Below are 23,874 nucleotides of genomic sequence, written 5' to 3'. Positions count from 1 at the left end.
CAGACCTCACCCCTACTGTCCCCGCACCGGCTCCACAAGGGAAACTGGGAGAGCGGCTTATCCACTGCCGCAGGTATTGTCAAGAGGGGCAAGCCCACAATAACGGCTGATTTTGACCTTGCTACCAACGGAATGGATCGGAGAGCACGCGTGACGCGCAGCGTGTACGTGACCGGGATCGACCGCGGCGACGGCCGCCAGGTCATCGAGCTGGGAGTCATGGAGCTCCTCACCCGCCATGTCGACCGGGTCGGAGTCTTCCGCCCGCTGATGCACAACGACGGACCCGACCGGCTCTTCGATCTGCTGCGGGCCCGCTACCGGCTCACCCAGGCCGCCGAAACGGTATACGGCCTCACCTACGACGAGGCCGCCACCCTCCAGGCCGAGCGTGGCACCGACGAGCTGGTTTCCCGGCTCGTCGACCGCTTTCACGCCGTGGCCAGGGACTATGAGTACGTCCTGGTCCTCGGCTCGGACTACGCGGACACCAGCCTGCCGGCCGAGCTGGCCCTCAACGCCCGGCTCGCCAATGAATTCGGCGCCGCGGTGCTCGCCGTCGTCGGCGGCCAGGGCCAGGAGGCGGAGTCCGTCCGCGCCGAGGCCCGCAACGCCTATCAGGCGTACCACTCGCTGGGCTGCGATGTCGTCGCCATGGTCGTCAACCGGGTGGACCCGGCGCACCGCGAGGCCGTCGTCGACCGGCTCTCCGCCCGGCTCCCGGTGCCGTGCTACGCGCTCCCCGAGGACGGCTCGCTCTCCGCGCCGACCGTCGGCCAGATCGTGCACACCCTCGGCGCCGAGGTGCTGCTCGGCGACGACTCGGGGCTGGCCCGGGACGCCCGGGACTTCGTCTTCGGCGGCGCCATGCTGCCGACCTTCCTCAAGGCGCTCACCCCCGGCTGTCTGGTGGTCACCCCCGGGGACCGGGCCGACCTGGTCATCGGCTCGCTCGCCGCGCACAGCGCCGGTGCCCCGCCGATCGCGGGCGTGCTGCTCACCCTCGACGAGCGGCCCGGCCCGGACATCATGGCGCTGGCCGGCCGGCTCGCGCCCGGCACCCCGGTCGTCTCCGTACCGGGCGGCTCCTTCCCCACCGCGGGCGAACTGTTCGCGATCGAGGGCAAGCTCAACGCCGCCTCCCCGCGCAAGGCGGAGACCGCGCTCGGCCTCTTCGAGCGGCATGTGGACACCGTGGAGCTGACGAACCGGATCTCCGTCGCCCGCTCCGGCCGGGTCACCCCGATGATGTTCGAGCACGAGCTGATCGAGCGCTCCCGGTCCGGCCGCCGCCGGGTCGTCCTCCCCGAGGGCGGCGAGGAGCGGGTGCTGCGCGCCGCCGATGTGCTGCTGCGCCGCGATGTCTGCGATCTGACGCTGCTGGGCGAGGAGGAGGCGATCCGCAAGCGCGCCGCCGACCTGGCCATCGACCTGGCCGGCGCCCAGATCATCGACCCGCAGACCTCCGAGCTGCGCGAGCGGTTCGCCGAGCGCTACGCCCAGCTGCGCGCCCACAAGGGCGTCAGCGTCGAGCTGGCCTACGACGTGGTCGCGGACGTCTCCTACTTCGGCACGCTGATGGTCCAGGAAGGGCTGGCGGACGGCATGGTCTCCGGCGCGGTGCACTCCACCGCCGCCACCATCCGGCCCGCCTTCGAGATCATCAAGACCCGGCCGAACGCCCAGATCGTCTCGTCGGTCTTCTTCATGTGCCTGGCCGACCGGGTGCTGGTCTACGGCGACTGCGCGGTCAACCCGGACCCGGACGCCGAGCAGCTGGCGGACATCGCCATCCAGTCGGCCACCACCGCCGCCCAGTTCGGTGTCGAGCCGCGGATCGCGATGCTGTCGTACTCCACCGGTACCTCCGGCTCCGGCGCGGACGTCGACAAGGTCCGCAAGGCCACCGAGATCGTCCGCGAGCTGCGGCCCGATCTGCTGGTCGAGGGCCCGATCCAGTACGACGCGGCGGTGGACTCGGCGGTCGCGCAGACCAAGCTCCCGGAGTCCGATGTCGCGGGCAAGGCCACCGTGCTGATCTTCCCGGACCTGAACACCGGCAACAACACCTACAAGGCCGTGCAGCGCTCGGCCGGTGCGGTCGCCGTCGGCCCGGTCCTCCAGGGGCTGCGCAAACCGGTCAACGACCTCTCGCGCGGCGCCCTGGTGCAGGACATCGTCAACACCGTGGCCATCACCGCCATCCAGGCCCAGGGCGCCCAGCCCGGCGCCGCCCACACCGGCTGACCCCGGGCCCCACCCGTCTCCCCTCCCACGGAAAGCGCTACATGACTGCCACCGCCACCCGCGTCCTCGTCCTCAACTCCGGCTCCTCTTCGGTGAAGTACCAGCTGCTCGACATGGCCCCGGACGCCGGCGGCGGCCCCGCCGCGGGCACCCGTCTCGCCGTCGGACTGGTCGAGCGGATCGGCGAGGAGACCTCGCGCCTGGCCCACACCCCGCTGGCGACCGGGGGTGACAAGCGGGAGACCGAGGGCCCGATAGCCGACCACGAGGCCGCGCTGAAGGCCGTCGCCGCGGAGCTGTCCGCCGACGGTCTCGGTCTCGACTCCCCGCAGCTGGCCGCGATCGGGCACCGGGTGGTGCACGGCGGGCTGAAGTTCACCGCCCCGACCGTGATCGACGACGCGGTGCTCCAGGAGATCGAGCGGCTGGTGCCGGTCGCCCCGCTGCACAACCCGGCGAACATCACCGGCATCCGCACCGCCCAGGCGCTGCGCCCCGACCTGCCGCAGGTGGCGGTCTTCGACACCGCGTTCCACACCACGATGCCGGAGTACGCGGCCCGCTACGCCATCGACGTGGCGACCGCCGACGCCCACCGCATCCGCCGCTACGGCTTCCACGGCACCTCGCACGCCTATGTCTCCCGCAAGACCGCCGAGCTGCTGGGCAAGGACCCCTCCGAGGTCAATGTCATCGTGCTCCACCTGGGCAACGGCGCCTCCGCCTCGGCCGTCCAGGGCGGGCGGTGCGTGGACACGTCCATGGGCCTGACCCCGCTGGAGGGCCTGGTCATGGGCACCCGCTCCGGTGACATCGACCCCGCGGTGACCTTCCACCTCAAGCGGGTCGCGGGGATGTCCGAGGACGACGTCGATGTGCTGCTCAACAAGAAGAGCGGGCTGGTCGGGCTGTGCGGTGACAACGACATGCGGGAGATCCGGCGGCGGATCGACGAGGGCGACGAGCGCGCCGCGCTGGCCTTCGACATCTACATCCACCGGCTGAAGAAGTACATCGGGGCCTACACCGCGGTGCTCGGCCGGGTCGACGCGGTGGCGTTCACCGCGGGCGTCGGGGAGAACGCCGCCCCGGTGCGCGCGGCCGCCCTCGCCGGCCTGGAGGAGATGGGCCTGGCCGTGGACGACGATCTCAACGCCGTACGGTCCGGCGAGCCCCGGCTGATCTCCCCCGAGCACGCCCGGGTCGCGGCCGCCGTCGTCCCGACCGATGAGGAACTGGAGATCGCCCAGCAGACATACGCCCTGGTCAGCGCCTAGGACTCGGTGTTTCCACCTACCGAAATATTCCGCAGCTAAACAAACCGATAGGATTCTGCCCATGCGCCGTTCCAAAATCGTCTGCACCCTGGGCCCCGCCGTCGACTCCTACGACCAGCTGAAGACGCTGATCGAGGCCGGCATGAACGTGGCCCGTTTCAACATGAGCCACGGGACCCAGCCGGAGCACGAGGAGCGGTACCACCGCCTCCGCAAGGCCTCCGAGGAGACCGGCCGCGCCGTGGGCGTCCTGGCCGACCTCCAGGGACCCAAGATCCGCCTGGAGACCTTCGCCGACGGCCCCGTGGAGCTGGTGCGGGGCGACGAGTTCGTCATCACCACCGAGGACGTCCCCGGTGACCGGACCATCTGCGGGACGACCTACAAGGGCCTGCCCGGCGACGTCTCCAAGGGCGACCCGGTCCTGATCAACGACGGCAATGTCGCGCTCCAGGTCGTCGAGGTCGACGGCCCGCGGGTGCGGACCATCGTCATCGAGGGCGGGGTCATCTCCGACCACAAGGGCATCAACCTGCCCGGCGCCGCGGTGAACGTCCCCGCGCTGTCCGAGAAGGACATCGAGGACCTCAAGTTCGCCCTGCGGATGGGCTGCGACATGGTCGCGCTGTCCTTCGTACGGGACGCCAAGGACGTCCAGGACGTACACCGCGTCATGGACGAGGTGGGCCGCCGGGTCCCGGTCATCGCCAAGGTGGAGAAGCCGCAGGCGGTCGCCAACATGCAGGAGGTCGTGATGGCCTTCGACGCCGTCATGGTCGCCCGTGGTGACCTGGCGGTGGAGTACCCGCTGGAGAAGGTCCCGATGGTGCAGAAGCGCCTGGTGGAGCTGTGCCGCAGGAACGCCAAGCCGGTGATCGTGGCGACCCAGATGATGGAGTCGATGATCACCAACTCCCGCCCGACTCGCGCCGAGGCGTCCGATGTCGCCAACGCCATCCTCGACGGCGCCGACGCGGTCATGCTCTCCGCCGAGTCCTCGGTGGGCCAGTACCCGATCGAGACCGTCAAGACGATGTCGAAGATCGTCGAGGCGGCCGAGGAGGAGCTGCTCTCCAAGGGCCTCCAGCCGCTGGTGCCCGGCAAGAAGCCGCGTACACAGGGCGGTTCGGTAGCCCGCGCGGCCTGCGAGATGGCGGACTTCCTGGACGGCAAGGCGCTGATCGCCTTCACCAAGTCCGGTGACACCGCCCGCCGGCTCTCCCGCTACCGCGCGGCCCAGCCGATCCTGGCCTTCACCACCGAGGCGTCCACCCGCAACCAGCTCACGCTGAGCTGGGGCGTCGACGCCTTCGTCGTGCCGCACGTCGACAACACCGACGCCATGGTCGACCTGGTGGACGCCGAGCTGCTCAAGCTCAAGCGCTACAGCAAGGGCGACACCATGCTGATCACCGCCGGTTCGCCCCCCGGCGTCCCCGGCACCACCAACATGGTCCGGGTGCACCACCTCGGCGGCGAGCAGGTCTGACGCACCGGCGCACGAAACGGCGGTGGGCCGCCCCCTGGGGGAGGGGGCGGCCCACCGCCGTTTTCTGTGCGGCTCCCGAACGGGTCGGTGGCCCGGGGCGTGCTCAGCCGGACATGAACTGGTGCAGACCCGGGACGTGGAGGTTGCCGCCGAACTGGCCCGCCTGCTCGATCTTCACCTTGGTGAAGTAGGCGAACGGGACATTGAGCGGCGGCGGGTGCTCGGGGTCGAAGACGATCGGGATCAACCCGAAGAGGTTGCCCTGGAGCCGCTCGGTGTACATCGTCACCTTGCCGCCACGGATCGTGGACGTGGACCCCTGGGACGCCTGTACGTGGTACTTCTTGCCGGACGCCCGGTCGTCGACGGTCTGATGCAGATCACCGATGTCGACGCTGTCGGCGGTGAACTTCAGGGCCTGCTTGGTGTGGCCGTTCTGAGTCTTGACGTTGACGACGCCCTCGTAGTTCAGACCGCGCAGGGTGAGCGCGCTGGACTCCAGGTGCCAGGGGTCGTCGGGCAGGGTGACGGGCGTCTGCTCGTCCTCGCCCTTCTGCTTGTTCTCGACGACGCAGGGGAACGCCTTCTTGCCGTCGGCGTCCTTGCCGTCGACACCGCCGCCGGGCAGGGCGTTGTCCGCCGCGCCGACGGCGCCGTGGACGGTGTCGTTGACCGTCTTCGACCCGTTCTTGACGGCGTCACCGGCCTTGTCGGCGCCGTCCTTGAGGCCGTCGACGGTGTCCGTGACCGGCTTGGTGACCTTGTCAGCGGCCGATCCGGCGTCCGACGCGGACGGCGAGGGGCTCGGGGATGCCGACTCGGACGCGGAGGGGCTCGCCGAGGCGGCCGGCTCCTCGTCCTTGTCGTCCCCGCCCAGGAGACCGCCGAGCGCATCGCCGATGCCGCCCAGCACACCTCCGTCGTCCTTCTCCTCCTCGGAGGCCGACGGCGACGGGGTCGCGGAGCCCGAGGGCTCGTCGGTCTTCGCGGAGCCGGACGGCTCGGGCGCGGGCGTCTTGTCCGTGTCCTTGCCGGCCGAGGGGGAGGGCGAGGCGGAGGGCTCCGCGGACGGCTTGGTGTCGTCCTTGGTGTCCTTCGCGCCGTCCTTGGACGTGCCGTCCTTCTGCTCCACCTTGTCCGGAGCAGTGACGCACGGGCCGTCCTTGAAGGGGCTCTTGGGCGCAGGCTTGGCTATCGCCATCTGGGGCGTCAGCCCCATCCCCATGAGTACGGCGGACGGCATGGCGGCGATGGCTATCGCCTTACCTGCGGGCACATGGAGCCGAGTCAGCAGCGGCTTCCTCGGCGCCGCATGTCTCGGCCCCGTTCTCGCCCCGGTGGCTGCGCTCTCCTCCGGCAGCTCGTCACCCGGCACGGCGCCTCCCGTTCTCTCCGTTGGTCGGGCTCATTCCTGACAGGTCGTCCAGTCCATTGCCCGACCCCGGACCGGCGGCAGGCGCCGGGTGCGTGGCGAGCACCGGTCCGGCGACCGTGGTGCGGCCCGGCTCCTCGGAGTCGTCCCCGCCCTGAGTGGCCTTGCCCGGAGCCCAGGAGACACCGAGCGCACCGCCGATCAGCCCCAGAAGGAAGCCGATCAGGAAGGCGCCGAAGTTCGAGACGACCAGGGAGACCAGGGACAGCAGAATCGCCGCCACACCTGCGAAGACACGCGAGGCGGGCTGGAACCACATGGTCAGACCGAGCACGACCAGCAGTACGCCGATGATCAGCGAGCCGGCGCCGGCGGTGGTCGCCATGCGGACGGTCAGGGAACCGATCGTGAGATTCGCGTAAGGGATGTACATGATCGGGATGCCGGCCAGCAGAGTCAGCATGCCGCCCCAGAACGGGCGGTGTCCGCGCCACTCCCGGAACGAAGTCCGCTTCCGGCCGATGGACTCGATCAGCCGTGGTCGCGTTTCGGCGCTCATGTCGTACAGCTCCTCGGGACTGGCAAATCGGTGGTTCTGTGCTGAGTGTCCTTCTGAGCGCTACCCACGTACGGGCACGGGGAACGGCGTCCGCCGTACAGCTCCCCCCGCGCCCGCACGCTCAGTGCGTCAGTAGCACTCGCTCTTGCCCTTGGCGACGCTCATCTTGAGGCCGCTGAGCTTGAACGTGCCGGCCGTCGTGGCCCAGGCCGTCTGCTTGACGTGGGTCAGCGTGGCCGAGTCGGCCTGCTGGGCGAACGAGCCGGGGTCGGCCTTGTCGCCCTTGTGCATACCCGGGCCCTTGGTCGTCGAGCCCGCAGCAACACCGATGTCGATGTTGTTGAAGGTCGCGTCCGCGGACAGCTGGTCGAGGTCGATGTAGAGGTTCTTCGCCTCGACGGGCGTGTCACCGCCACCGGCCGACAGCTTCATCGACACATCGCCGAAGACCGGGACCGGGACGACCACCGACTGGCACAGGTTCTTGATCTTGGCGCTCGAGAACCCCGAGACCGCCACCGGGACCTGCTTGCCGCCCTTCTGGGCGTCAATGGCTCCGTACTGAACAAATCCGGTGCCGTCCAGCCGGTCGGTAGCGACCTTGAACTGCTGACCGGAAACACTGAACGATGCCGCGAGCGCACCCTGCGAGAGGGCGACGCCGATCGCGGCGGTCGCCGCGACGCTCGGCACCATGACGACGGCGAACCGCTTCCATCTGGTCCCGCCACGAGCCAGGGACTCCATGACTTTCCTCCTTCTCGGACGTACATCTCCGGTACCGGCCGCCCGAGTTGGGAGCGGTACCTGGGATGGGAGAAGTGCTACGTCCTCGGGAAGAAGAGCGCCTGTCCTCGGAGGCACATCGTGTTCCGAATACCGGCGATCACCCCCGAGCGACAACCACTGGCCACGCTCTCGCGCAACCTCTGGACAGGCCCTGCCGGGTGGGGCAGAGACCCCCCTGTCCACGGTCGGCGCCACTGCCGCCGACCACTCGGTGGGGACCCAAGTACCCCGCGACACCGACCGGATGCCGGGCTGCGGGAATGGACCGAGCGTGGCCGATCGTGGTCCATTCACGGCCGCCGCACAAGGGGCTCGTTACTTGCGGGTAACGGCCCGATAAACACGCCTGCACACGGCGAGATCAACTGGACACACACTGTCGCTGTTAACAGCAAGAGGACATGAGGCAATTACGGACACAGCGCCGCAAGAGGGTCGCTGAGACTTACTTGAAGTAACAGCGGCCACGTTTACCAAGTTTTGGTAAAACGTGGCCGCTGCTCCGTTTGTTTGGTCAACTCGCGGAGGCCGTACTGGTCAGAAGAGGGCGACTCCGCAGACAGCGGATCAGAACAGCACCCGGGCCAGTGCCGTACGGGCCGTTGTCACCCGCGGATCTTCCGCGCCGATGACCTCGAAGAGCTCCAGCAGCCGCACCCGCGCGGCCTCCCGGTCGTCGCCCGCGGTCCGCTTCACCGCGTCGATCAGCCGCCCGAAGGCATCCTCGACATGCCCGCCGACCAGGTCGAGGTCCGCGGCACGGATCTGCGCCGGCACGTCGGCCGGGTTCTCCGCGGCCTCCTTGCGCACCGCCTGGGGGTCCAGGTCCTGCACCCGGTGGAGGAGTTCGGCCTGCGCCAGACCGAGCTTGGCCTCCGGGTTGGCCGGGTCGTCGGAGAGCACGTTCTTGTACGCCTGGATGGCACCGCCCAGGTCGCCGGAGTCCAGCGCCTGGTTCGCGGCCTCCAGCAGGGCGTCATAGGGACCGGCCGGCGCCGGTGCCTCGGCCTCCGGCTGCTCACCCGCGGCCTGCGGGTCGACCGGCGCGCCCACGATGCCGAACTGCTGCTCGGCGGCCTGCACCAGCTGGTCGAGCACCTCACGGATCTGCGACTCGGGGGCCGCGCCCTGGAACAGCGGGATCGGCTGGCCCGCCACCACCGCGAAGACCGCCGGGATGCCCTGCACCCCGAACTGCTGGAACAGCATCTGGTTGGCATCGACGTCGATCTTGGCCAGCACGAACTTGCCGGCATACTCCCCCGCGAGGCGCTCCAGCAGCGGACCGAGCTGCTTGCACGGCTCGCACCACTCGGCCCAGAAGTCGATGACGACCGGGACCTCGGTGGAGCGTTGCAGGACGTCCTGCTGGAACCCCGCCTCGTCGACGTCGAACACCAGGCGGGCACCGCTCGTGGGCGCCCGGCCCGTACGGGCGGCCTCGGCGCGTGCCTGCTCCGCCTTCTGCTTCGCTTCCCCGGCCGCCTTCACCGCTGCGAGGTCGACGACTCCACTCATGGACATATTGCGTGGCTGCATGGGTCCATCCTCCCCCCTGGGCGGCCCGTTCCGAAAAGCGATCCGGAAAGCGGTGCGGTCGTCGATCCGGCCGGTACTGCGGTCGGCGGTGCGGAAGGCGGTTCCGGCGGCGCGGCCGGGCCGTTCCGCCGGGCACCGCGGCCCGTGCGCACACCCCGCCGGAATGCCGGTGTACGCCCGGGAGCACTGCCCGTCCGGTCCCGAGGAGGACCGTTCTGCGGCCCCGAGGAGGACCGTCGTGCGCGGCCATGGGTCCCCACCCACGGCCAGTGGTTATCGCTCTTACGCTACGACCCGTAGCGTAACTCCTCGCCACCCCTGCGCAACCACCACTTCCGGCCCCGCGCCGAGTGATCTCCCTCACGGGAGCCGCCGTCCGGCCCCGGACCGGCCGGTATGGTCGCCCGCATGCACGACTCCGCCAGCCCCCGGAAGGGCCGCACGGGCCGCCCCCGCAGCGCCGAGACCGACCGGGCGATCCTCTGCGCGACCCGGGCCGCGCTCGTGGACCTGGGCTGGGGGCGGCTCACCATGAGCGATGTCGCGGCCCGCGCGGGCGTGGCCAAGACGACGCTCTACCGCCGCTGGGCCAACAAGAACGAGCTCGTCGTGGACGCCGTGGCGGTCCTCTTCGACGAGCTCGAACTCCCCGACCGGGGCTCTTTGCGCTCCGACATCGAGGGGGTGGTGCTCCAGTTCGGCGCCCTGCTGGCCCGGCCGGAGACCAAGACGGCGCTGATGGCCGTGGTCGCCGAGTCCACCACCGACGAGGCGCTGCGCGAGCGGATCCGCTCGGCGATCGTCGACCGCCAGAAGCGGCTGGTGCTGCTCGGCCGCTCGCGCGCCCAGACCCGTGGCGAGCTGCCTGCGGACACCCCGGGTGAGGAGGGCGAACGGGCGGCCACCCGCAACATGGACCTGATCTTCGATGTGATCGCCGGGGCGATCGTGCACCGCACCCTGGTCAGCGGCGAGCCGGTGGACGCCGCGTGGGGGCGGGACTTCACCGCCCTCTTCCTGACCGGTCTGGGCGGCCTGGGCGACCACGGCTGAGGCCGGGCGCCCCGCCGCGGTGCGGCGGCGAACACCCGGCCCCGGTCGCCGGTCAGACCTGGTAGCGGTCCGCCGCGAAGAGGTGCAGGTGCTCCGCCACCCACTCCGACGTCCACTTCAGGCCCTGCTCCAGCGAGACCTCCGGCCGCCACGAAGCCCACTCGCGCGCCCGGGAGTTGTCCGACAGCAGCCGCTCGACCTCGCTGCCGGCCGGCCGCAGCCGCGCGGCGTCCACCACCACCTCGGCCTCCCGGCCGGACGCCGCTATCAGTGCCTCGGCGAGCGCGCCGATCGAAATCTCCCGGCCGGTGCCGAGGTTGACGACCTCGCCCAGCGCCCGGTCGCAGTCGGCCAGCGCCATGAAGCCGGCCGCGGTGTCCGTGACATAGGTGAAGTCGCGGGTCGGGGTGAGCGAGCCGAGCTTGATCTGCCGGGCGCCGGCGTGGAGTTGGGCCAGGATCGTGGGGATCACGGCCCGCGCCGACTGCCGCGGCCCGTAGGTGTTGAACGGCCGCACGACGGTCACCGGCAGCTCGAAGGCGTGCCGGTGCGACAGCGCCATCATGTCCGCGCCGATCTTCGAGGCGGAGTACGGCGACTGCGGCTGGAGCGGGTGGTCCTCGCTGATCGGCGCGGTCAGCGCCGTCCCGTAGACCTCGCTGGTGGAGGTGTGCACCAGCCGGCGCACCGCATGGCGCCGGCAGGCCTCCGCCACGTTCTCGGTACCCACCACATTCGTCTGCACATAGGCGCCCGGCGCGTCATAGCTGTACGGAATCCCGATCAGCGCGGCCAGATGGAAGACCGTGTCGCAGCCCTCGACCGCGTCCATCACCCGGCCCGCGTCCCGGACATCGCCGGAGATCATCTCGACCGGGCCGCCCGGCACGAAACAGTGCGCCAGATTTCCCTTTTCTGCGTACGGCTTGTAATGGACGAACGCCCGCACCTCGGCGCCGGCCTCCACCAGCAGGTCGACCAGGGTCGAGCCGATGAACCCCTCGGCCCCGGTGACCAGGACCCTGCGGCCCGTCCACTGCTGCGTGTTGCTGCTCATGCTGACTCCTTCATCGTGGGGTGTGCGGGGTACGGGCGGCCGGCCAGCGCCAGCACCTTGGCGGCCAGCAGATCGGCGGCGCGCGCATGGGTGCCGGGGTCGGCCGCCGCGCCCATCGCGGCGAGCCGGCCGGGATCGTCGAGAAGCGGGGTGACCAGTGCGTCCAGCCGCTCGGCCGAGGTCTCCGCGTCGGACAGCAGCAGCGCCGCCCCGGCGTCGGAGAGCACCCGCGCGTTATGGGTCTGGTGGTCGCCCGGCGCATACGGATACGGGACGAGGACGGCCGGCATCCCGATCGTGGCCAGCTCCGCCACGGTCGCCGAACCGGCCCGGCACACCACGAGATCGGCGGCGGCATAGGCCAGATCCATCCGGTCGAGGTACGGCACGGCCTCGGCGACCGCCGCCCCGCCGTTGGCCGCCAGCAGCGCCCGGGTCTCCTCCAGGGCCGCCGGCCCGGTCTTGATCAGCAGCCGGAGATCGCTGCGCGACCGGTAGCGGCCGGCCAGCCCCACCGCCGCCTCGGTAAGACGGGCGGCGCCCAGGCTGCCGCCGTTGACCAGCAGCAGCCGCGCGCCGTCCGGAACGCCGAACTCCCGGCGGGCGGCGGGCCGCAGCCGCCCGCGGTCCAGGTCGGCCAGCGGGCCGACCAGCGGCATCCCCACCGTCTCGGCCCGCGCGCCGCCGGCCAGATGCTCCCGGCTGCGGTCGAAGGCGAGGGCCAGATGCGGGGTGAGCCGGGCCGCGAACTTATTGGCCCGGCCGGGCACCGCGTTGGACTCATGGATCACACTCGGCAGCCCGGCCAGCCGCGCCCCGACGATCACCGGGGCGCTCGGATAGCCGCCCATACCGACCGCGACCTGGGCGTGCTGTTCCTTGAGGATGCTCCGGCACTGGCCGCCCGAGCGCAGCAGCGCGGCCGGCAGCAGATAGCGTCGGGCGCCGAGTGCGGGATCGAAGGGGATCATGTCAACGGTGTGCAGCCGGTATCCGGCCTGCGGGATCAGCCGCGTCTCCAGTCCGCGTTCGGTCCCGACGAAGGAGATCACCGCCTCGGGCACGGCCCGGCGGAGTGCGTCGGCGAGCGCGAGTCCGGGATAGATATGGCCGCCGGTGCCGCCCGCACCGATCACGACAGAGAGTGGTGTGCGCATGGCCGCCACGCTCGCGACGTGCCCTAAGAAGCTTCTAAGAGAGGTGTTTGGCAGCCTGTGTCCATGCCGCCCACGCCCGGGAACACCCCCGCCCCCAAGATCCTCGTCGTCGACGACGAACCCGAGGTACGTGCCGCCGTCGAGGACGGCCTCGCCGTGGAGGGCTATGCGGTACGCGGCGCCGCCGACGGCCTGGCCGCCCTCTCCGAGGTCGCCGCCTGGCAGCCGGACGCCCTCGTCCTGGACGTGCTGATGCCCGTGCTGGACGGTCTGGCCGTCTGCCGCCGGCTGCGCGCCCTGGACGACCGCACCCCGATCCTCGTGCTGACCGCGCTGGACTCGGTCAGCGAACGGGTCGACGGGCTGGACGCCGGCGCCGACGACTACCTCGTCAAACCGTTCGCGCTGGACGAGCTGGTGGCCCGTATCCGGGCGCTGCTGCGCCGGGCGTCCACCACGGCGGTGGAGGACAGCCGGCTCACCTTCGGCGATCTGGTCGTCGACCCCGTGACCCGCTCCGGCCACCGGGCGGGCCGCCCCCTGGAGTTCAGCCGCACCGAATGGGCGCTGCTGGAACTGCTGCTGCTGCACCCCGGGCAGGTGCTGCCGCGCGAGGTGATCCTGGAGCGCGTCTGGGGCCGCGACTTCGGACCCGACTCCAACTCGCTGGCCGTGTACATCGGTTATCTGCGCCGCAAGCTGGAGGCGGGCGGCGAGCCGCGGCTCGTCCACACCGTGCACGGGATCGGCTACCGCCTGGGCACCGCGGAGGGCACATGACCGGCACCCGCGGGCTGGGGGCCCGGTGGCGGCGGCGCCGTCCGCTGCGCGCCCGGCTGGCCCTGGCGGCCTCCGCCGCGGTGGCGCTGGTGGCGGTCGGTGTCTGCGCCGCGGCCTTCACCATCATCGACTACCAGATGACCCGTCAGCTGAAGCTGACCCTGACGCAGACGGCCACCCAGATGATCCGGGACCGCCACGACTGGGGCCCGACGCCCAGTGACACCCTCTGCCGGTACCCGGCCTCGTCCTGCGTCCAGATCGTGCCGTCCGACCCCGCGAAGGACCCGCGCGAGCCGTATGTGCTGCGTGTCTCCGACGCCACCCGGCAGGTCGCCGAGGGCCGGCGCGCGGCGTTCTACGAGAAGCGGGAAGTGGCCGGCCGGCCGGTCCTGATGCTCACCACCCGCATGGGAGACAAGGACGAGGCGGTCCAGGTCGCCCAGCGCTCCGACACCGTCGACCGGGGCGTGGAACAGGCCGCCTGGGCACTGGCCACGGTCGGCGGCGCCGGCGTCCTGCTGGCCGCCGCACTGGGCTACTGGGTGTCCCGTACGGGCCTGGCCCCGGTCGCCCGGCTCACCGCCACCGCGGAGCGCATCGCCGCCACCCGCGACGCCCGCCACCGCATCGCACTCCCCGCGGGGCCGCCCGCCCGGGAGGACGAGATCACCCGGCTCGCCACCAGCTTCAACACCATGCTCGGCGAACTGGAGCAGTCCGTCACCGCCCAGCGCCGACTGGTCGCCGACGCCTCCCACGAGCTGCGCACCCCGCTGACCGCGCTCCGCACCAACGCCGAACTCCTGGCCCGCGCCGACCGGTTGACCGACGCCCAGCGCGACCGTGCCGCGGCCGCCCTGGGCCGCCAGCTGCGCGAGGTCACCACGCTCGTCAACGATCTGATCGAGCTCGCCCGTGACGAGGAACCCCAGCCGCTGGTCGAGCAGGTACGCCCGGCCGCCCTCCTGGAGCACGCCGTGGGCGCGGCCCGCGAGCACTGGCCGGAGCTCACCTTCACCGCCGCCCTCGACCCGGCCGCGGCGGACACCACGGTCCCCGGAGTGCCGGCCCGGCTGGCCCGGCTGCTGTCCAATCTGCTCGACAACGCCGCGAAGTTCTCCCCGCCGGGCGGCCCGGTCGAGACCGCGCTCTCCGGGGTGCCGGGCGCGCTGGAGCTGACCGTCCGCGACCACGGCCCCGGCATCGGGGCCGGCGATCTGCCCCATGTCTTCGACCGCTTCTACCGTGCGAAGGCGGCCCGCGCCCTGCCCGGCTCCGGGCTGGGCCTGGCGATGGCCCGGCAGATCGCCCGCGCCCACGGGGCCGAGCTCAGCGCCGAGCAGGCACCGGGGGGCGGGGCGCTCTTCCGGCTGCGGTTTCCGCTGCCGTAGCGCGGCCGGCGGGCGGCGGGCCGGGGTGCGACCGGTGCGGCGCCGGGGCCTGGGTATGAGGGCGGGGCGGCAGGTGAGTCACCCGCCGCCCCGCTCCGTCCGCGCACCGGCCGGGCGTCAGAACCCGGCGGGCTCGGTGTAGATGCCCCACTCGTCGCGCAGCGCGCCGCAGATCTCGCCGAGCGTCGCCTCGGCCCGTACGGCCTCCAGCATCGGCTCGATCATGTTGCTGCCGGCCCGTGCGGCGTCCAGCATCGTCTTGATCGCGGCCCGCACCGTGGCATCGTCCCGCGCCGCCTTGCGGTCCGCGAGCACCCGCACCTGCTCCCGCTCGACCTCGTGGCTGACCCGCAGGATCTCCAGGTCGCCGGTGACCGAGCCGTGGTGGCAGTTGACGCCGACGACCTTCTTGTCGCCCTTCTCCAGCGCCTGCTGGTACTGGAAGGCGGACTCGGCGATCTCGCCGGTGAACCAGCCGTCCTCGATGCCGCGCAGGATGCCGGAGGTCATCGGGCCGATCGGGTGCGCACCGTTCGGCACCGCGCGCCGGCCGCGCTCCTTGATCTGGTCGAAGATCTTCTCGGCGTCCGCCTCGATCCGGTCGGTGAGCGACTCGATGAACCACGAACCGCCCAGCGGGTCCGCGACATTGGCGACGCCGGTCTCCTCCATCAGCACCTGCTGGGTGCGCAGCGCGATCTCCGCGGCCTGCTCACTGGGCAGCGCCAGGGTCTCGTCCAGGGCGTTGGTGTGCAGCGAGTTCGTGCCGCCGAGCACGGCCGCCAGGGCCTCGACGGCGGTGCGGACGACGTTGTTGTACGGCTGCTGGGCGGTCAGCGAGACACCGGCGGTCTGGGTGTGGAAGCGCAGCCACTGCGCCTTCTCGCTCGTGGCGCCGTACACATCGCGCATCCAGCGTGCCCAGATACGGCGCGCGGCGCGGAACTTGGCGATCTCCTCGAAGAAGTCCAGATGCGCATCGAAGAAGAAGGACAGGCCGGGGGCGAAGGTGTTGACGTCCAGCCCGCGGGAGAGGCCCAGTTCCACATAGCCGAAGCCGTCGGCGAGGGTGTACGCCAGCTCCTGCGCGGCCGTCGCGCCCGCCTCGCGGATGTGGTAGCCGGAGACCGAGAGCGGCTTGTACGCGGGGATGCCGCGGGCGCAGTGCTCCATCAGGTCGCCGATCAGCCGCAGATGGGGCTCCGGCTGGAAGAGCCACTCCTTCTGCGCGATGTACTCCTTGAAGATGTCCGTCTGGAGCGTGCCGTTCAGGACACCCGGGTCGATGCCCTGCCGCTCGGCGGCCACCAGATACATGCAGAAGACCGGCACGGCGGGACCGCTGATCGTCATGGAGGTCGTGACATCACCGAGCGGGATGTCCCGGAACAGCACCTCCATGTCGGCGGCCGAGTCGATGGCGACGCCGCAGTGCCCGACCTCGCCCAGCGAGCGCGGGTCGTCGGAGTCGCGGCCCATGAGCGTCGGCATGTCGAAGGCGACGGAGAGGCCGCCGCCGCCCGCCTTGAGGATCATCTTGTAGCGCTCGTTGGTCTGCTCGGCGTTGCCGAAGCCCGCGAACTGGCGGATCGTCCACGTCCGCCCCCGGTAGCCGGTCGGATACAGCCCTCGCGTGAAGGGGAACTCGCCCGGCCACCCGATCCGCTCGAACCCCTCGACCGAGTCGCCGGGCCGGGGCCCGTACGCCGGCTCGACAGGGTCACCCGAAAGCGTGCTGAAGTCCGCATCCCGCTTACGGGCGGAGTCGTACCGGGCCTGCCAGCGGCGGCGGCCCTCATCGATCGCGTCAGCGTCCATACCCCTGAATTTACTAGGACGTCCTAGTAGTTGTCGACGGGAGGGGCTCATGAGTCGCCCTGTGCGTGGCGATGCCCACTCTCCGTAAGGGCGTGGGGAACGCAAAGGCGCCCGCCCCTCAGAGGGACAGGCGCGTTCCGCAGGGATTTCCAGGGGCGGCCGGGCGGCCGTCAGGCCTTCACCGGCTCCGGAGCGTCACCGGCGATCAGCGGCTCGACCTCCCGCACCACCTGGCGCTCCACGAAGAACGCCGCGGTGGGGATGGTGCCCGAGATCAGCACCCACAGCAGCTTGCCGAACTTCCACTTGGCCTTGGAGCCCAGGTCGAAGGCGAAGACCAGGTAGATGATGTAGAGCACGCCGTGGATCTGGGAGACGACGAGGGTGAGGTCCTTGCCCATCCCGAAGCCGTACTTGAAAACCATGCAGGTACAGAGCACCAGCAGCATCACCGCGGTGACGTAGGCCATCGCCCGGTAGCGGGTCAGGACGCTTCGCTTCATGCCCCGAGGGTATCCAGCCGTTCCGGGGCGATCTTCGCCGCCCCCCTCCGGACGCCGGTCCTATTCGTCCTTGAAGTCCGCCGCCGCCACCCGCAGCGGCCGCAGCAGCGCGAAGATCTCCGCGCACTCCTCGGCGTCATAGGCCCCGAGCCCGAAGTCCATCGCCATCAGGTCGCGGGTCGCCGCGTCACACACCTCGCGGCCCTTCTCCGTGATGGTGGCGAGCGTGCCCCGCCCGTCGTTCGGATTCGGCCGCTTGGCGACGAGCCCGGACTTCACCAGCCGGTCGACGGTGTTGGTCACCGAGGTGGGGTGCACCATCAGCCGCTCGCCGATCTTCGACATCGGCAGCTCGCCGGCCTTGGAGAAGGTCAGCAGCACCAGCGCCTCATAACGGGCGAAGGTCAGCCCGTACGGTTTGACCACCGCGTCCACCTCGGCCAGCAGGATCTGATGGGCGCGCATGATCGAGGTGATCGCGGCCATCGAGGGCACAGCGCCCCATCGCTGTTGCCACAGTTCATCGGCGCGCGCGATGGGATCGAAAGCAAGGCTGAGCGGCTTCGGCACGCGTCCGACCCTACCGGGCGGCCACATGGTGGTCAGCCGCGTCTCAGTTTTCGGTCCGGGCCACCGGTCCGGCCGGTCCGCGCACCGGGCCGGGGGACGATCGGTCCGGCCCGGGGAACGCGTGGTCCGGCCCGTGGGACGTCCCGTCCGGCCCGGCAAACGTCGCGTCCGGCCCCGGCGCCGTACGCCGCACCTCGAAGATCACCGCCAGTACGCAGACCGCCCCCAGCACCCCCGCGGCCGGCATCACGACCCGCAGCGGCGCGTACTCCGCGGCGGCCCCGGCCAGTCCCATCGCCAGGCCCATCACCGTCATCCGCCCCGCCTGCATCACCGTCATCGCCTGTCCCAGCAGCGCGTCGGGGACCGCGGCGACGAACCAGCGGTCGACCCCGAAGTTGTAGGTGATCCCGGTGCCGGTCAGCGCGAGCAGCAGCACCGCCCAGCCGAGCGAGGGCCGGGCGGCGAAACCGAGCGAGGGCAGCACCGCGAAAACGCCCATGGGGAAGGTCAGCCGGGTGCGGGCCCGCGGCCCGAGGAACGTGCCCACCAGGCTCTCGGCGAGCACCGCACCGATGGGCATGCTGCACATCAGCAGTCCCATACCGGCCGGGCCGGTGCCGAGCAGGCCGGCGTAGGGGACCAGCAGCGCCTCGGGGATCACGACGAGCGCCGGCGGCAGCCACGCCAGCAGCAGCAGCGCCCGCACCCGGCGGTCGGCCAGCAGCCGCCGGGCCCCGCCCAGCGAGGCCGCCAGCAGCGCCCCGCGCGCCGCGCCCCGGGCCCCGTCCCGCGCCGGACGCGCCAGGGTCCCCAGCCGCAGCAGCAGCGCCGACCCGAGGAACGCACCGGCGGTGAGCGCGAGCACCGCCGCCGGGGACACCACGGTCAGCAGCAGGCCCCCCGCGGCGAACCCGGCGAGCTGTGCGCTCTGGTTCACGATGCGGATCACCGAGCGCCCCAGGACGAACAGCTCCCCCTCGCCCAGGATCTCCCCCAGGGTCGCGGCCCGGGTCCCGGCGAAGACCGGCGCGACGGCCGCGAGCACACAGCGCAGCACCAGCAGCACCCCGACCGGGGTGCCCGGCGCCACCATCCCCGCCGCCGCCAGCGCGCACAGCAGATCGCAGCCGACCAGCACCCGCCGGGCCGGATACCGGTCGGCGACGGCCGACAGCAGCGTCCCGCCGACCACGTACGGCAGCAGCCCCAGCGCGAGGGTCAGGGCGCTGAGCAGCGGCGACGCAGTGAGCCGGAAGACGAGGACGGACAGCGCGATCTCGCAGACGACGACGCCGAGCGAGGACAGCAGATGCGCGGCGAAGACGTACCGGAACTCGGGGACGGCGAAGACGGCGCGATAGCCGTCCGGGCGGGCCGCAGCCGTGGGCGGCACGGCGTCGGCGGCGCCCTCATCAGGGCAGGCGGGAAGGCGGCCCGACGGCGCGGGCCCGGAAGGCGAGGGCATGTCCGCAGCATGCCGGAGCCCGGTGCCGCCCCGTATTCTTTCGGCTCCAGCCGAATCCTGGTGTCGGGGGGAGCGTGCGGCCGTGCCGGTGAACCTGCATTTCGGCGCCGATGACCTGCTCCGCATCCGGTTCGCCATCTCCCCGCTGTGCGAGACCCATGAGGCCGTACGGACCCTGCGCCGCGCCGACCGGCACGGCTATCACACGCCATGGCTGCGCCGGATGCGCGAGACGCTGGCCGGGCTGGACCTGACGCCGCTGTGGCTCTTCATGCCGTCGGTCCCCCCGGGCTACACGCCCGACTTCCTGGGCCGCCCGCCGGACACCCCGGTGGCCGGCTTCGAGGACGAGCTGGCGCGGCTGCGCGCCACCGACCCGGCGCTGGCCCGTGCCGAGATGGCCAAGTCGCTGGCGAGCATCCCGGCGGCCGCGGAGTCGGCGCGCGGCCGGGCGGCGCTGGCCGATCCGGTCCGGGCCGTCCAGGAGCTGGCCGATGTCACCGAACGGGCCTGGCGGGCCCTGATCGCACCGGACTGGCCGCGGCTGCGGGCGCTGCTGGAGGCCGAGATCGCCTACCGGTCACGGCAGTTGGCGGGCGGCGGGCTCCAGCGGCTGTTCGCCGATCTGCATCCGCGGCTGTCCTGGTCGGGCGACACCCTGACGGTCCGTACCCGCGCCGACCTCGCCCTGATGCAGGATCTGGACGGCCGCGGGGTGCTGCTGCTGCCCAGCGTCTTCGTGTGGCCGGACGTGGTCAGCGGGTTCGATCCGCCCTGGCAGCCCACCGTGATCTACCCGGCGCGCGGGATCGGCGGGCTGTGGACCGAACCGGAGACGGGTCCGGCGCTGGCCCGGCTGCTGGGGGCGAACCGCGCCGCCGTACTGGCCGCGCTCGACACCCCGTCGACCACGACGGCGCTGGCCCACCGCCTCGGCCTGGCGCCGTCGTCCGTCTCGGGGCATCTGTCCGTGCTGCGCGACGCCGGTCTGCTGGTCTCGCGCCGGCACGGACATCAGGTGCGCTACGAGCGCACCCCCCTGGGGATCACCCTGGCGGCGGGCGGCTGACGCCCCGCCGCCGGGGCGCGTCCGGGACCGCTCAGGTCCGGGGAGCGCCGCCGTCGCCGAGATACCGCTCCACGGTCTCGACCTTCGAGGTCAGTCCGTCGGTGACGCCGTGCCGGATGTCCGCCTTCAGCACCAGCGAGACCCGCCCGGCGCGCGCCTCGACGGCCGCGACCGCGCGCTTGACGACGTCCATGACCTCGTCCCATTCCCCCTCGATGGAGGTGAACATGGCGTCCGTACGGTTCGGCAGCCCGGACTCCCGGACGACCCGGACCGCGTCGGCGACATACTCACCGACGTCCTCGCCGACGCCCAGCGGGCTGACGGAGAAGGCGACGATCATGCGTTCACGACCCCTTCCTTACGGGCCCGGGCCGCGATCACTCCGGCCTCCTCCTCGCGCTTGAGGATCCGGTCCCCGAAGAGGCCGCCGAACGGCAGGATCGCCAGCACGAAGAAGAAGGCGACGCGCTTGACCGGCCACTTGGTGCGGTTCCACACGTCCAGCAGCAGCACCACGTAGGTGATGAAGAGCAGGCCGTGGATCATGCCGAGCGGCATCACCAGCGAGTCGTAGTCGAAGGCCAGACGGAAGCCGGTGCCGAAGATCAGCAGCGCCGGGAAGGAGATGGCCTCGGGAATGGAGGCCAGGCGCAGTCGGTGCAGGGCGGCGGCGGTCTTGATGTCCACGGGAACCTCGTTCGGGTGGCAGATGGGCAGTCGGCGCGCAGCGCCGTCTTCGGGGGGTGGAGGTCGGGCGACGGGTGGGCAGTCGGCGCGCAGCGCCGTCTTCGGGGGGTGGAGGTCGGGCGACGGGTGGGCAGTCGGCGCGCAGCGCCGTCTTCGGGGGGTGGAGGTCGGGCGACGGGTGGGCTTGTGCAAGCGTTCACAAACTTCGCCCCATTGTTACAGCCGCCCCGGCGAGCACCGCGCCCGGGGGCGGCAAGGGCCGGCGGACCGGCACACGGCACGAGATTCAGGGCGATATCAGGGACAAAGGACCTGCCCCGCGCGGCCCCGGCCGACTACGGTCTGATCCGTGGCTCAGTTTCGGCTCCAGGGGAGCAAGGTGCTCGCCGTCGACATGACCGGCGACGCCGTCAAGGCGAAAAACGGTGCGATGGTCGCGTACGACGGCCAGATGGCGTTCAAGAAGATGTCCGGCGGCGGCGAGGGCCTGCGCGGCATGGTCACCCGGCGGCTCACGGGTGAGCAGATGGCCGTGATGGAGGTGAAGGGCCACGGCACCTGCTACTTCGCCGACCGCGCGAGCGAGATCAACCTGGTGCAGTTGCAGGGCGAGAAGCTGTTCGTGGAGGCCGGCAATCTGCTGTGCACGGACGCCGCACTCCGTACGGGCACGACCTTCACCGGCCTGCGCGGCGCCTCCCAGGGCAACGGCCTGTTCACCACCACCGTCGAGGGCAGCGGCCAGGCGGCGATCACCTCCCACGGCCCCGCGGTGGTGCTGCGGGTCACCAAGCAGTACCCCCTCCAGGTCGACCCGGGCGCCTATGTCGCCCACACCGGCGACCTCAAACAGCACCTCCAGTCCGGGGTGAACTTCCGCACCTTCATCGGCGAGGGCTCCGGCGAGGCCTTCCAGATCCGCTTCGAGGGCGAGGGCCTGGTGTACGTCCAGCCCAGCGAGCGCAACACCGTGGGCGGTGAGGTCTGATGCCGTTCACGGCGCTCAACTCCCGCATGGTGGAGGCCAGGATCGGTCCGGGCCAGAAGATGTTCAGCCAGCGCGGCGCGATGCTCGCCTACCGCGGCGAGGTCTCCTTCACCCCGAACCTCCAGGGCGGCCAGGGCGGTATCGGCTCGATGATCGGCCGCCGGATCGCCGGTGAAGCCACCCCCCTGATGACCGTGGAAGGCACCGGCACCGTGATGTTCGGCCACGGCGGCCATCACGTCCATGTCGTCGACCTGACCGGCGAGACGCTCTACGTCGAGGCCGACCGGCTGCTGGCCTTCGACGGCGCGCTCCAGCAGGGCACGATGTTCATGGGCGCGCAGGGCGGGGTGATGGGCATGGTGCGCGGCCAGGTCACCGGCCAGGGCCTGTTCACCACGACCCTCCAGGGCGTCGGCTCGGCCGCGGTGATGGCGCACGGCGGGGTGATCGAACTCCCGATCACGCCCCAGCGCCCGGTCCATGTCGACCCGCAGGCCTATGTCGCCCACCGCGGCGACGTCCGCAACAAACTGTCCACGGCGCTCGGCTGGCGCGACATGGTCGGCCGCGGCTCGGGCGAGGCCTTCCAGCTGGAGCTGTCAGGCCAGGGCACCGTCTACGTACAGGCGTCGGAGGAAAAGCTGTGACCGGTCCCGTCGTTCACGATGTCCATTCGCTCCCCGCCGACGACAACGTCCATGCGTATGCCTTCAGCGTCGAGCTGGACGGCCAGTGGTTCCTCCAGAAGGGGAAGATGATCGCCTACTACGGGCAGATCGACTTCCAGGGCATCGGACACGGCCGCCTGGACCGCCTGGTCGCCGGAAGTTTTCATTCGCCACTGCACGCCGCGGACTGGGTCGTCGCCGAGGGCCGGGGAAAGATGCTGCTCGCGGACCGTGCCTTCGATGTGAACTCCTTCGACCTGGACGACGGCAACCTGACGATTCGCTCGGGCAACTTGCTCGCATTTCAGCCATCTCTGTCGCTGAAGCAGTCGATCATCCCGGGCTTTCTCACCCTCATCGGCACGGGCAAGTTCGTGGCCGCGTCCAACGGCCCGGTGGTCTTCATGGAGCCGCCGATCCGGGTGGACCCGCAGGCGCTCGTCGGCTGGGCGGACTGCCCCTCCCCGTGCCACCACTACGACCATCAGTACCTGCGAGGATTCCTGGGCGGACTGCGGGCGCACACCGGTATCGGCGGGGCGTCCGGAGAGGAGCACCAATTCGAGTTCGTCGGGGCCGGCACGGTCCTGCTCCAGTCGACGGAGCAGCTGATGCCGGAGCGGGAGACCGGCGCGGTTCCCACCGAAGCGGGCGTTCCGGGCGGGGGCGGACACGTCCCACAAAGTGGCTCACAACTGCCCCAGCTCCCCGGCAACCTCGGGAGCCTCCAGCGCCGCTTCGGGCTGTGAGCGGTACTCTGCGGACGGTGACCTCGAACGTCTGACCAACAACCGGCTCCCGGCCGGGCGAGGCGCCACCCCCGGCAGATTAATTCGATATTCAACTTTTACGGGTAGAATTCACTCCATGACGACCGACAGCGACACCCCCTGGCTGACCGACCAGGAGCAGTGTGCCTGGCGCACCCACCTCGATGTCAGCAGGCTGCTGATGCACCAACTCGAGCGGGATCTGCAACCGTTCGGCCTGACGAACAACGACTACGAGATCCTGGTCAACCTCTCCGAGGCCGAGGAACGGCGCCTGCGGATGAGCGACCTGGCAGCCAGCACCCTCCAGTCCAAGAGCCGTCTCTCCCACCAGATCACCCGGATGGAGAACGCCGGTCTGGTGCGCCGGGAGAGTTGCGAGTCGGACCGCCGTGGCCTCTACGCCGTCCTCACGGACGAAGGCTGGGACACCATGCGCCGGGTCGCCCCGCACCATGTCGCCTCGGTCCGCAAGCACTTCATCGACCTCTTCACCTCCGAGGACCTCCAGGCGCTGCGCAGCTCGCTCACTCCGGTGGCCGAACACCTCCGCAAGGAGCGCGGCGGCCTCTGACCGGCCGGCCTCGGCCCCCTGACCGGGCCGGGGCCTCGCC

23 protein-coding genes are annotated in these 23,874 nt (G+C 71.1%); 11 read left to right on the top strand and 12 right to left on the bottom strand.

The window, feature by feature from the left end:
- Window positions 1-150: 150 nt before the first annotated feature.
- The 3 genes from pta (at window position 151) to pyk (ending at window position 5,013) form a co-directional block, all read left to right on the top strand.
- Window positions 151-2,247, top strand: coding sequence for a phosphate acetyltransferase (gene pta / locus AC3EUV_RS18040; RefSeq protein WP_435603334.1), 2,097 nt, complete (start codon window positions 151-153; stop codon window positions 2,245-2,247).
- A 41-nt stretch (window positions 2,248-2,288) separates the two neighbouring features.
- Window positions 2,289-3,524 (top strand): acetate kinase, encoded by a 1,236-nt coding sequence (locus AC3EUV_RS18035; protein WP_432145891.1) that lies wholly within the window; start codon window positions 2,289-2,291, stop codon window positions 3,522-3,524.
- 61 nt (window positions 3,525-3,585) lie between these two features.
- A complete protein-coding gene (gene pyk, locus AC3EUV_RS18030) occupies window positions 3,586-5,013 on the top strand; it encodes a pyruvate kinase (RefSeq protein WP_432145892.1) in 1,428 nt (475 codons plus the stop codon).
- Between the two features lie 103 nt (window positions 5,014-5,116).
- Here pyk and AC3EUV_RS18025 read toward each other — a convergent pair whose 3' ends face one another.
- From AC3EUV_RS18025 to AC3EUV_RS18010, 4 genes are all read right to left on the bottom strand, one after another.
- On the bottom strand, window positions 5,117-6,289 hold the full coding sequence (locus AC3EUV_RS18025; RefSeq protein WP_435603333.1) for a hypothetical protein: 1,173 nt from the start codon (window positions 6,287-6,289) through the stop codon (window positions 5,117-5,119).
- 88 nt (window positions 6,290-6,377) lie between these two features.
- Window positions 6,378-6,944 (bottom strand): DUF6114 domain-containing protein, encoded by a 567-nt coding sequence (locus AC3EUV_RS18020; protein ID WP_432145894.1) that lies wholly within the window; start codon window positions 6,942-6,944, stop codon window positions 6,378-6,380.
- 129 nt (window positions 6,945-7,073) lie between these two features.
- Entirely contained in the window at window positions 7,074-7,691 is a 618-nt protein-coding gene (locus tag AC3EUV_RS18015; RefSeq protein ID WP_432145895.1) for a DUF6230 family protein, read from the bottom strand.
- A 609-nt stretch (window positions 7,692-8,300) separates the two neighbouring features.
- The gene (locus AC3EUV_RS18010; protein WP_432145896.1) at window positions 8,301-9,272 is read right to left on the bottom strand and encodes a tetratricopeptide repeat protein; all 972 of its coding nucleotides are present in this window, start codon (window positions 9,270-9,272) and stop codon (window positions 8,301-8,303) included.
- A gap of 408 nt (window positions 9,273-9,680) precedes the next feature.
- Here AC3EUV_RS18010 and AC3EUV_RS18005 point away from each other — a divergent pair, with 408 nt between their 5' ends.
- Window positions 9,681-10,325, top strand: a complete 645-nt coding sequence (locus AC3EUV_RS18005) for a TetR/AcrR family transcriptional regulator (protein WP_432145897.1) — start codon at window positions 9,681-9,683, stop codon at window positions 10,323-10,325.
- Window positions 10,326-10,377: 52 nt separating this feature from the next.
- Here AC3EUV_RS18005 and AC3EUV_RS18000 read toward each other — a convergent pair whose 3' ends face one another.
- Window positions 10,378-11,382, bottom strand: coding sequence for an SDR family NAD(P)-dependent oxidoreductase (locus AC3EUV_RS18000; protein WP_432145898.1), 1,005 nt, complete (start codon window positions 11,380-11,382; stop codon window positions 10,378-10,380).
- Window positions 11,379-12,539: a UDP-N-acetylglucosamine--N-acetylmuramyl-(pentapeptide) pyrophosphoryl-undecaprenol N-acetylglucosamine transferase gene (locus tag AC3EUV_RS17995; RefSeq protein ID WP_432145899.1), complete on the bottom strand. Its 1,161-nt coding sequence runs from the start codon at window positions 12,537-12,539 to the stop codon at window positions 11,379-11,381. The genes AC3EUV_RS18000 and AC3EUV_RS17995 overlap by 4 nt, the downstream gene beginning before the upstream one ends.
- 63 nt (window positions 12,540-12,602) lie before the next feature.
- On the opposite strand from AC3EUV_RS17995, the gene AC3EUV_RS17990 reads away from it, so the two are divergent.
- Window positions 12,603-13,319: a response regulator transcription factor gene (locus tag AC3EUV_RS17990; RefSeq protein WP_435603332.1), complete on the top strand. Its 717-nt coding sequence runs from the start codon at window positions 12,603-12,605 to the stop codon at window positions 13,317-13,319.
- The gene (locus tag AC3EUV_RS17985) at window positions 13,316-14,713 is read left to right on the top strand and encodes a sensor histidine kinase (RefSeq protein WP_432145901.1); all 1,398 of its coding nucleotides are present in this window, start codon (window positions 13,316-13,318) and stop codon (window positions 14,711-14,713) included. The genes AC3EUV_RS17990 and AC3EUV_RS17985 overlap by 4 nt, the downstream gene beginning before the upstream one ends.
- A 117-nt stretch (window positions 14,714-14,830) precedes the next feature.
- On the opposite strand, the gene icmA is transcribed toward AC3EUV_RS17985, so the two are convergent.
- The 4 genes from icmA to AC3EUV_RS17965 form a co-directional block, all read right to left on the bottom strand.
- Entirely contained in the window at window positions 14,831-16,531 is a 1,701-nt protein-coding gene (gene icmA, locus AC3EUV_RS17980) for a coenzyme B12-dependent isobutyryl-CoA mutase large subunit (RefSeq protein ID WP_432145902.1), read from the bottom strand.
- 170 nt (window positions 16,532-16,701) lie between these two features.
- Window positions 16,702-17,034 (bottom strand): DUF3817 domain-containing protein, encoded by a 333-nt coding sequence (locus tag AC3EUV_RS17975; protein WP_127153063.1) that lies wholly within the window; start codon window positions 17,032-17,034, stop codon window positions 16,702-16,704.
- 60 nt (window positions 17,035-17,094) lie between these two features.
- Window positions 17,095-17,604, bottom strand: a complete 510-nt coding sequence (locus AC3EUV_RS17970; RefSeq protein ID WP_042148859.1) for a MarR family winged helix-turn-helix transcriptional regulator — start codon at window positions 17,602-17,604, stop codon at window positions 17,095-17,097.
- Between the two features lie 43 nt (window positions 17,605-17,647).
- Entirely contained in the window at window positions 17,648-19,072 is a 1,425-nt protein-coding gene (locus AC3EUV_RS17965; RefSeq protein WP_435603331.1) for an MFS transporter, read from the bottom strand.
- Between the two features lie 82 nt (window positions 19,073-19,154).
- On the opposite strand from AC3EUV_RS17965, the gene AC3EUV_RS17960 reads away from it, so the two are divergent.
- Entirely contained in the window at window positions 19,155-20,141 is a 987-nt protein-coding gene (locus AC3EUV_RS17960; RefSeq protein ID WP_432145904.1) for an ArsR/SmtB family transcription factor, read from the top strand.
- Between the two features lie 31 nt (window positions 20,142-20,172).
- Here the strand turns inward: AC3EUV_RS17960 and AC3EUV_RS17955 are convergent, their stop codons facing one another.
- Window positions 20,173-20,484, bottom strand: a complete 312-nt coding sequence (locus tag AC3EUV_RS17955; protein WP_386691563.1) for an MTH1187 family thiamine-binding protein — start codon at window positions 20,482-20,484, stop codon at window positions 20,173-20,175.
- Window positions 20,481-20,831, bottom strand: coding sequence for a DUF3817 domain-containing protein (locus tag AC3EUV_RS17950; RefSeq protein WP_386691561.1), 351 nt, complete (start codon window positions 20,829-20,831; stop codon window positions 20,481-20,483). The genes AC3EUV_RS17955 and AC3EUV_RS17950 overlap by 4 nt, the downstream gene beginning before the upstream one ends.
- Before the next feature lie 349 nt (window positions 20,832-21,180).
- Here AC3EUV_RS17950 and AC3EUV_RS17945 point away from each other — a divergent pair, with 349 nt between their 5' ends.
- The 4 genes from AC3EUV_RS17945 (at window position 21,181) to AC3EUV_RS17930 (ending at window position 23,834) form a co-directional block, all read left to right on the top strand.
- A complete protein-coding gene (locus tag AC3EUV_RS17945) occupies window positions 21,181-21,819 on the top strand; it encodes an AIM24 family protein (RefSeq protein ID WP_432145905.1) in 639 nt (212 codons plus the stop codon).
- Window positions 21,819-22,469 carry an AIM24 family protein gene (locus AC3EUV_RS17940; protein ID WP_435603330.1) on the top strand — a complete coding sequence of 217 codons (651 nt, stop codon included), beginning with the start codon at window positions 21,819-21,821 and terminating at the stop codon, window positions 22,467-22,469. Before AC3EUV_RS17945 ends, AC3EUV_RS17940 begins: the two co-directional genes overlap by 1 nt.
- Window positions 22,466-23,239 (top strand): AIM24 family protein, encoded by a 774-nt coding sequence (locus AC3EUV_RS17935; protein WP_432145907.1) that lies wholly within the window; start codon window positions 22,466-22,468, stop codon window positions 23,237-23,239. Before AC3EUV_RS17940 ends, AC3EUV_RS17935 begins: the two co-directional genes overlap by 4 nt.
- Window positions 23,240-23,357: 118 nt before the next feature.
- On the top strand, window positions 23,358-23,834 hold the full coding sequence (locus tag AC3EUV_RS17930; RefSeq protein WP_432145908.1) for a MarR family winged helix-turn-helix transcriptional regulator: 477 nt from the start codon (window positions 23,358-23,360) through the stop codon (window positions 23,832-23,834).
- Window positions 23,835-23,874: the final 40 nt, after the last annotated feature.

The sequence above is a fragment of the Streptomyces sp. bgisy130 genome, assembly GCF_057708345.1.
This window is presented reverse-complemented; position numbering and strand designations above follow the sequence as displayed.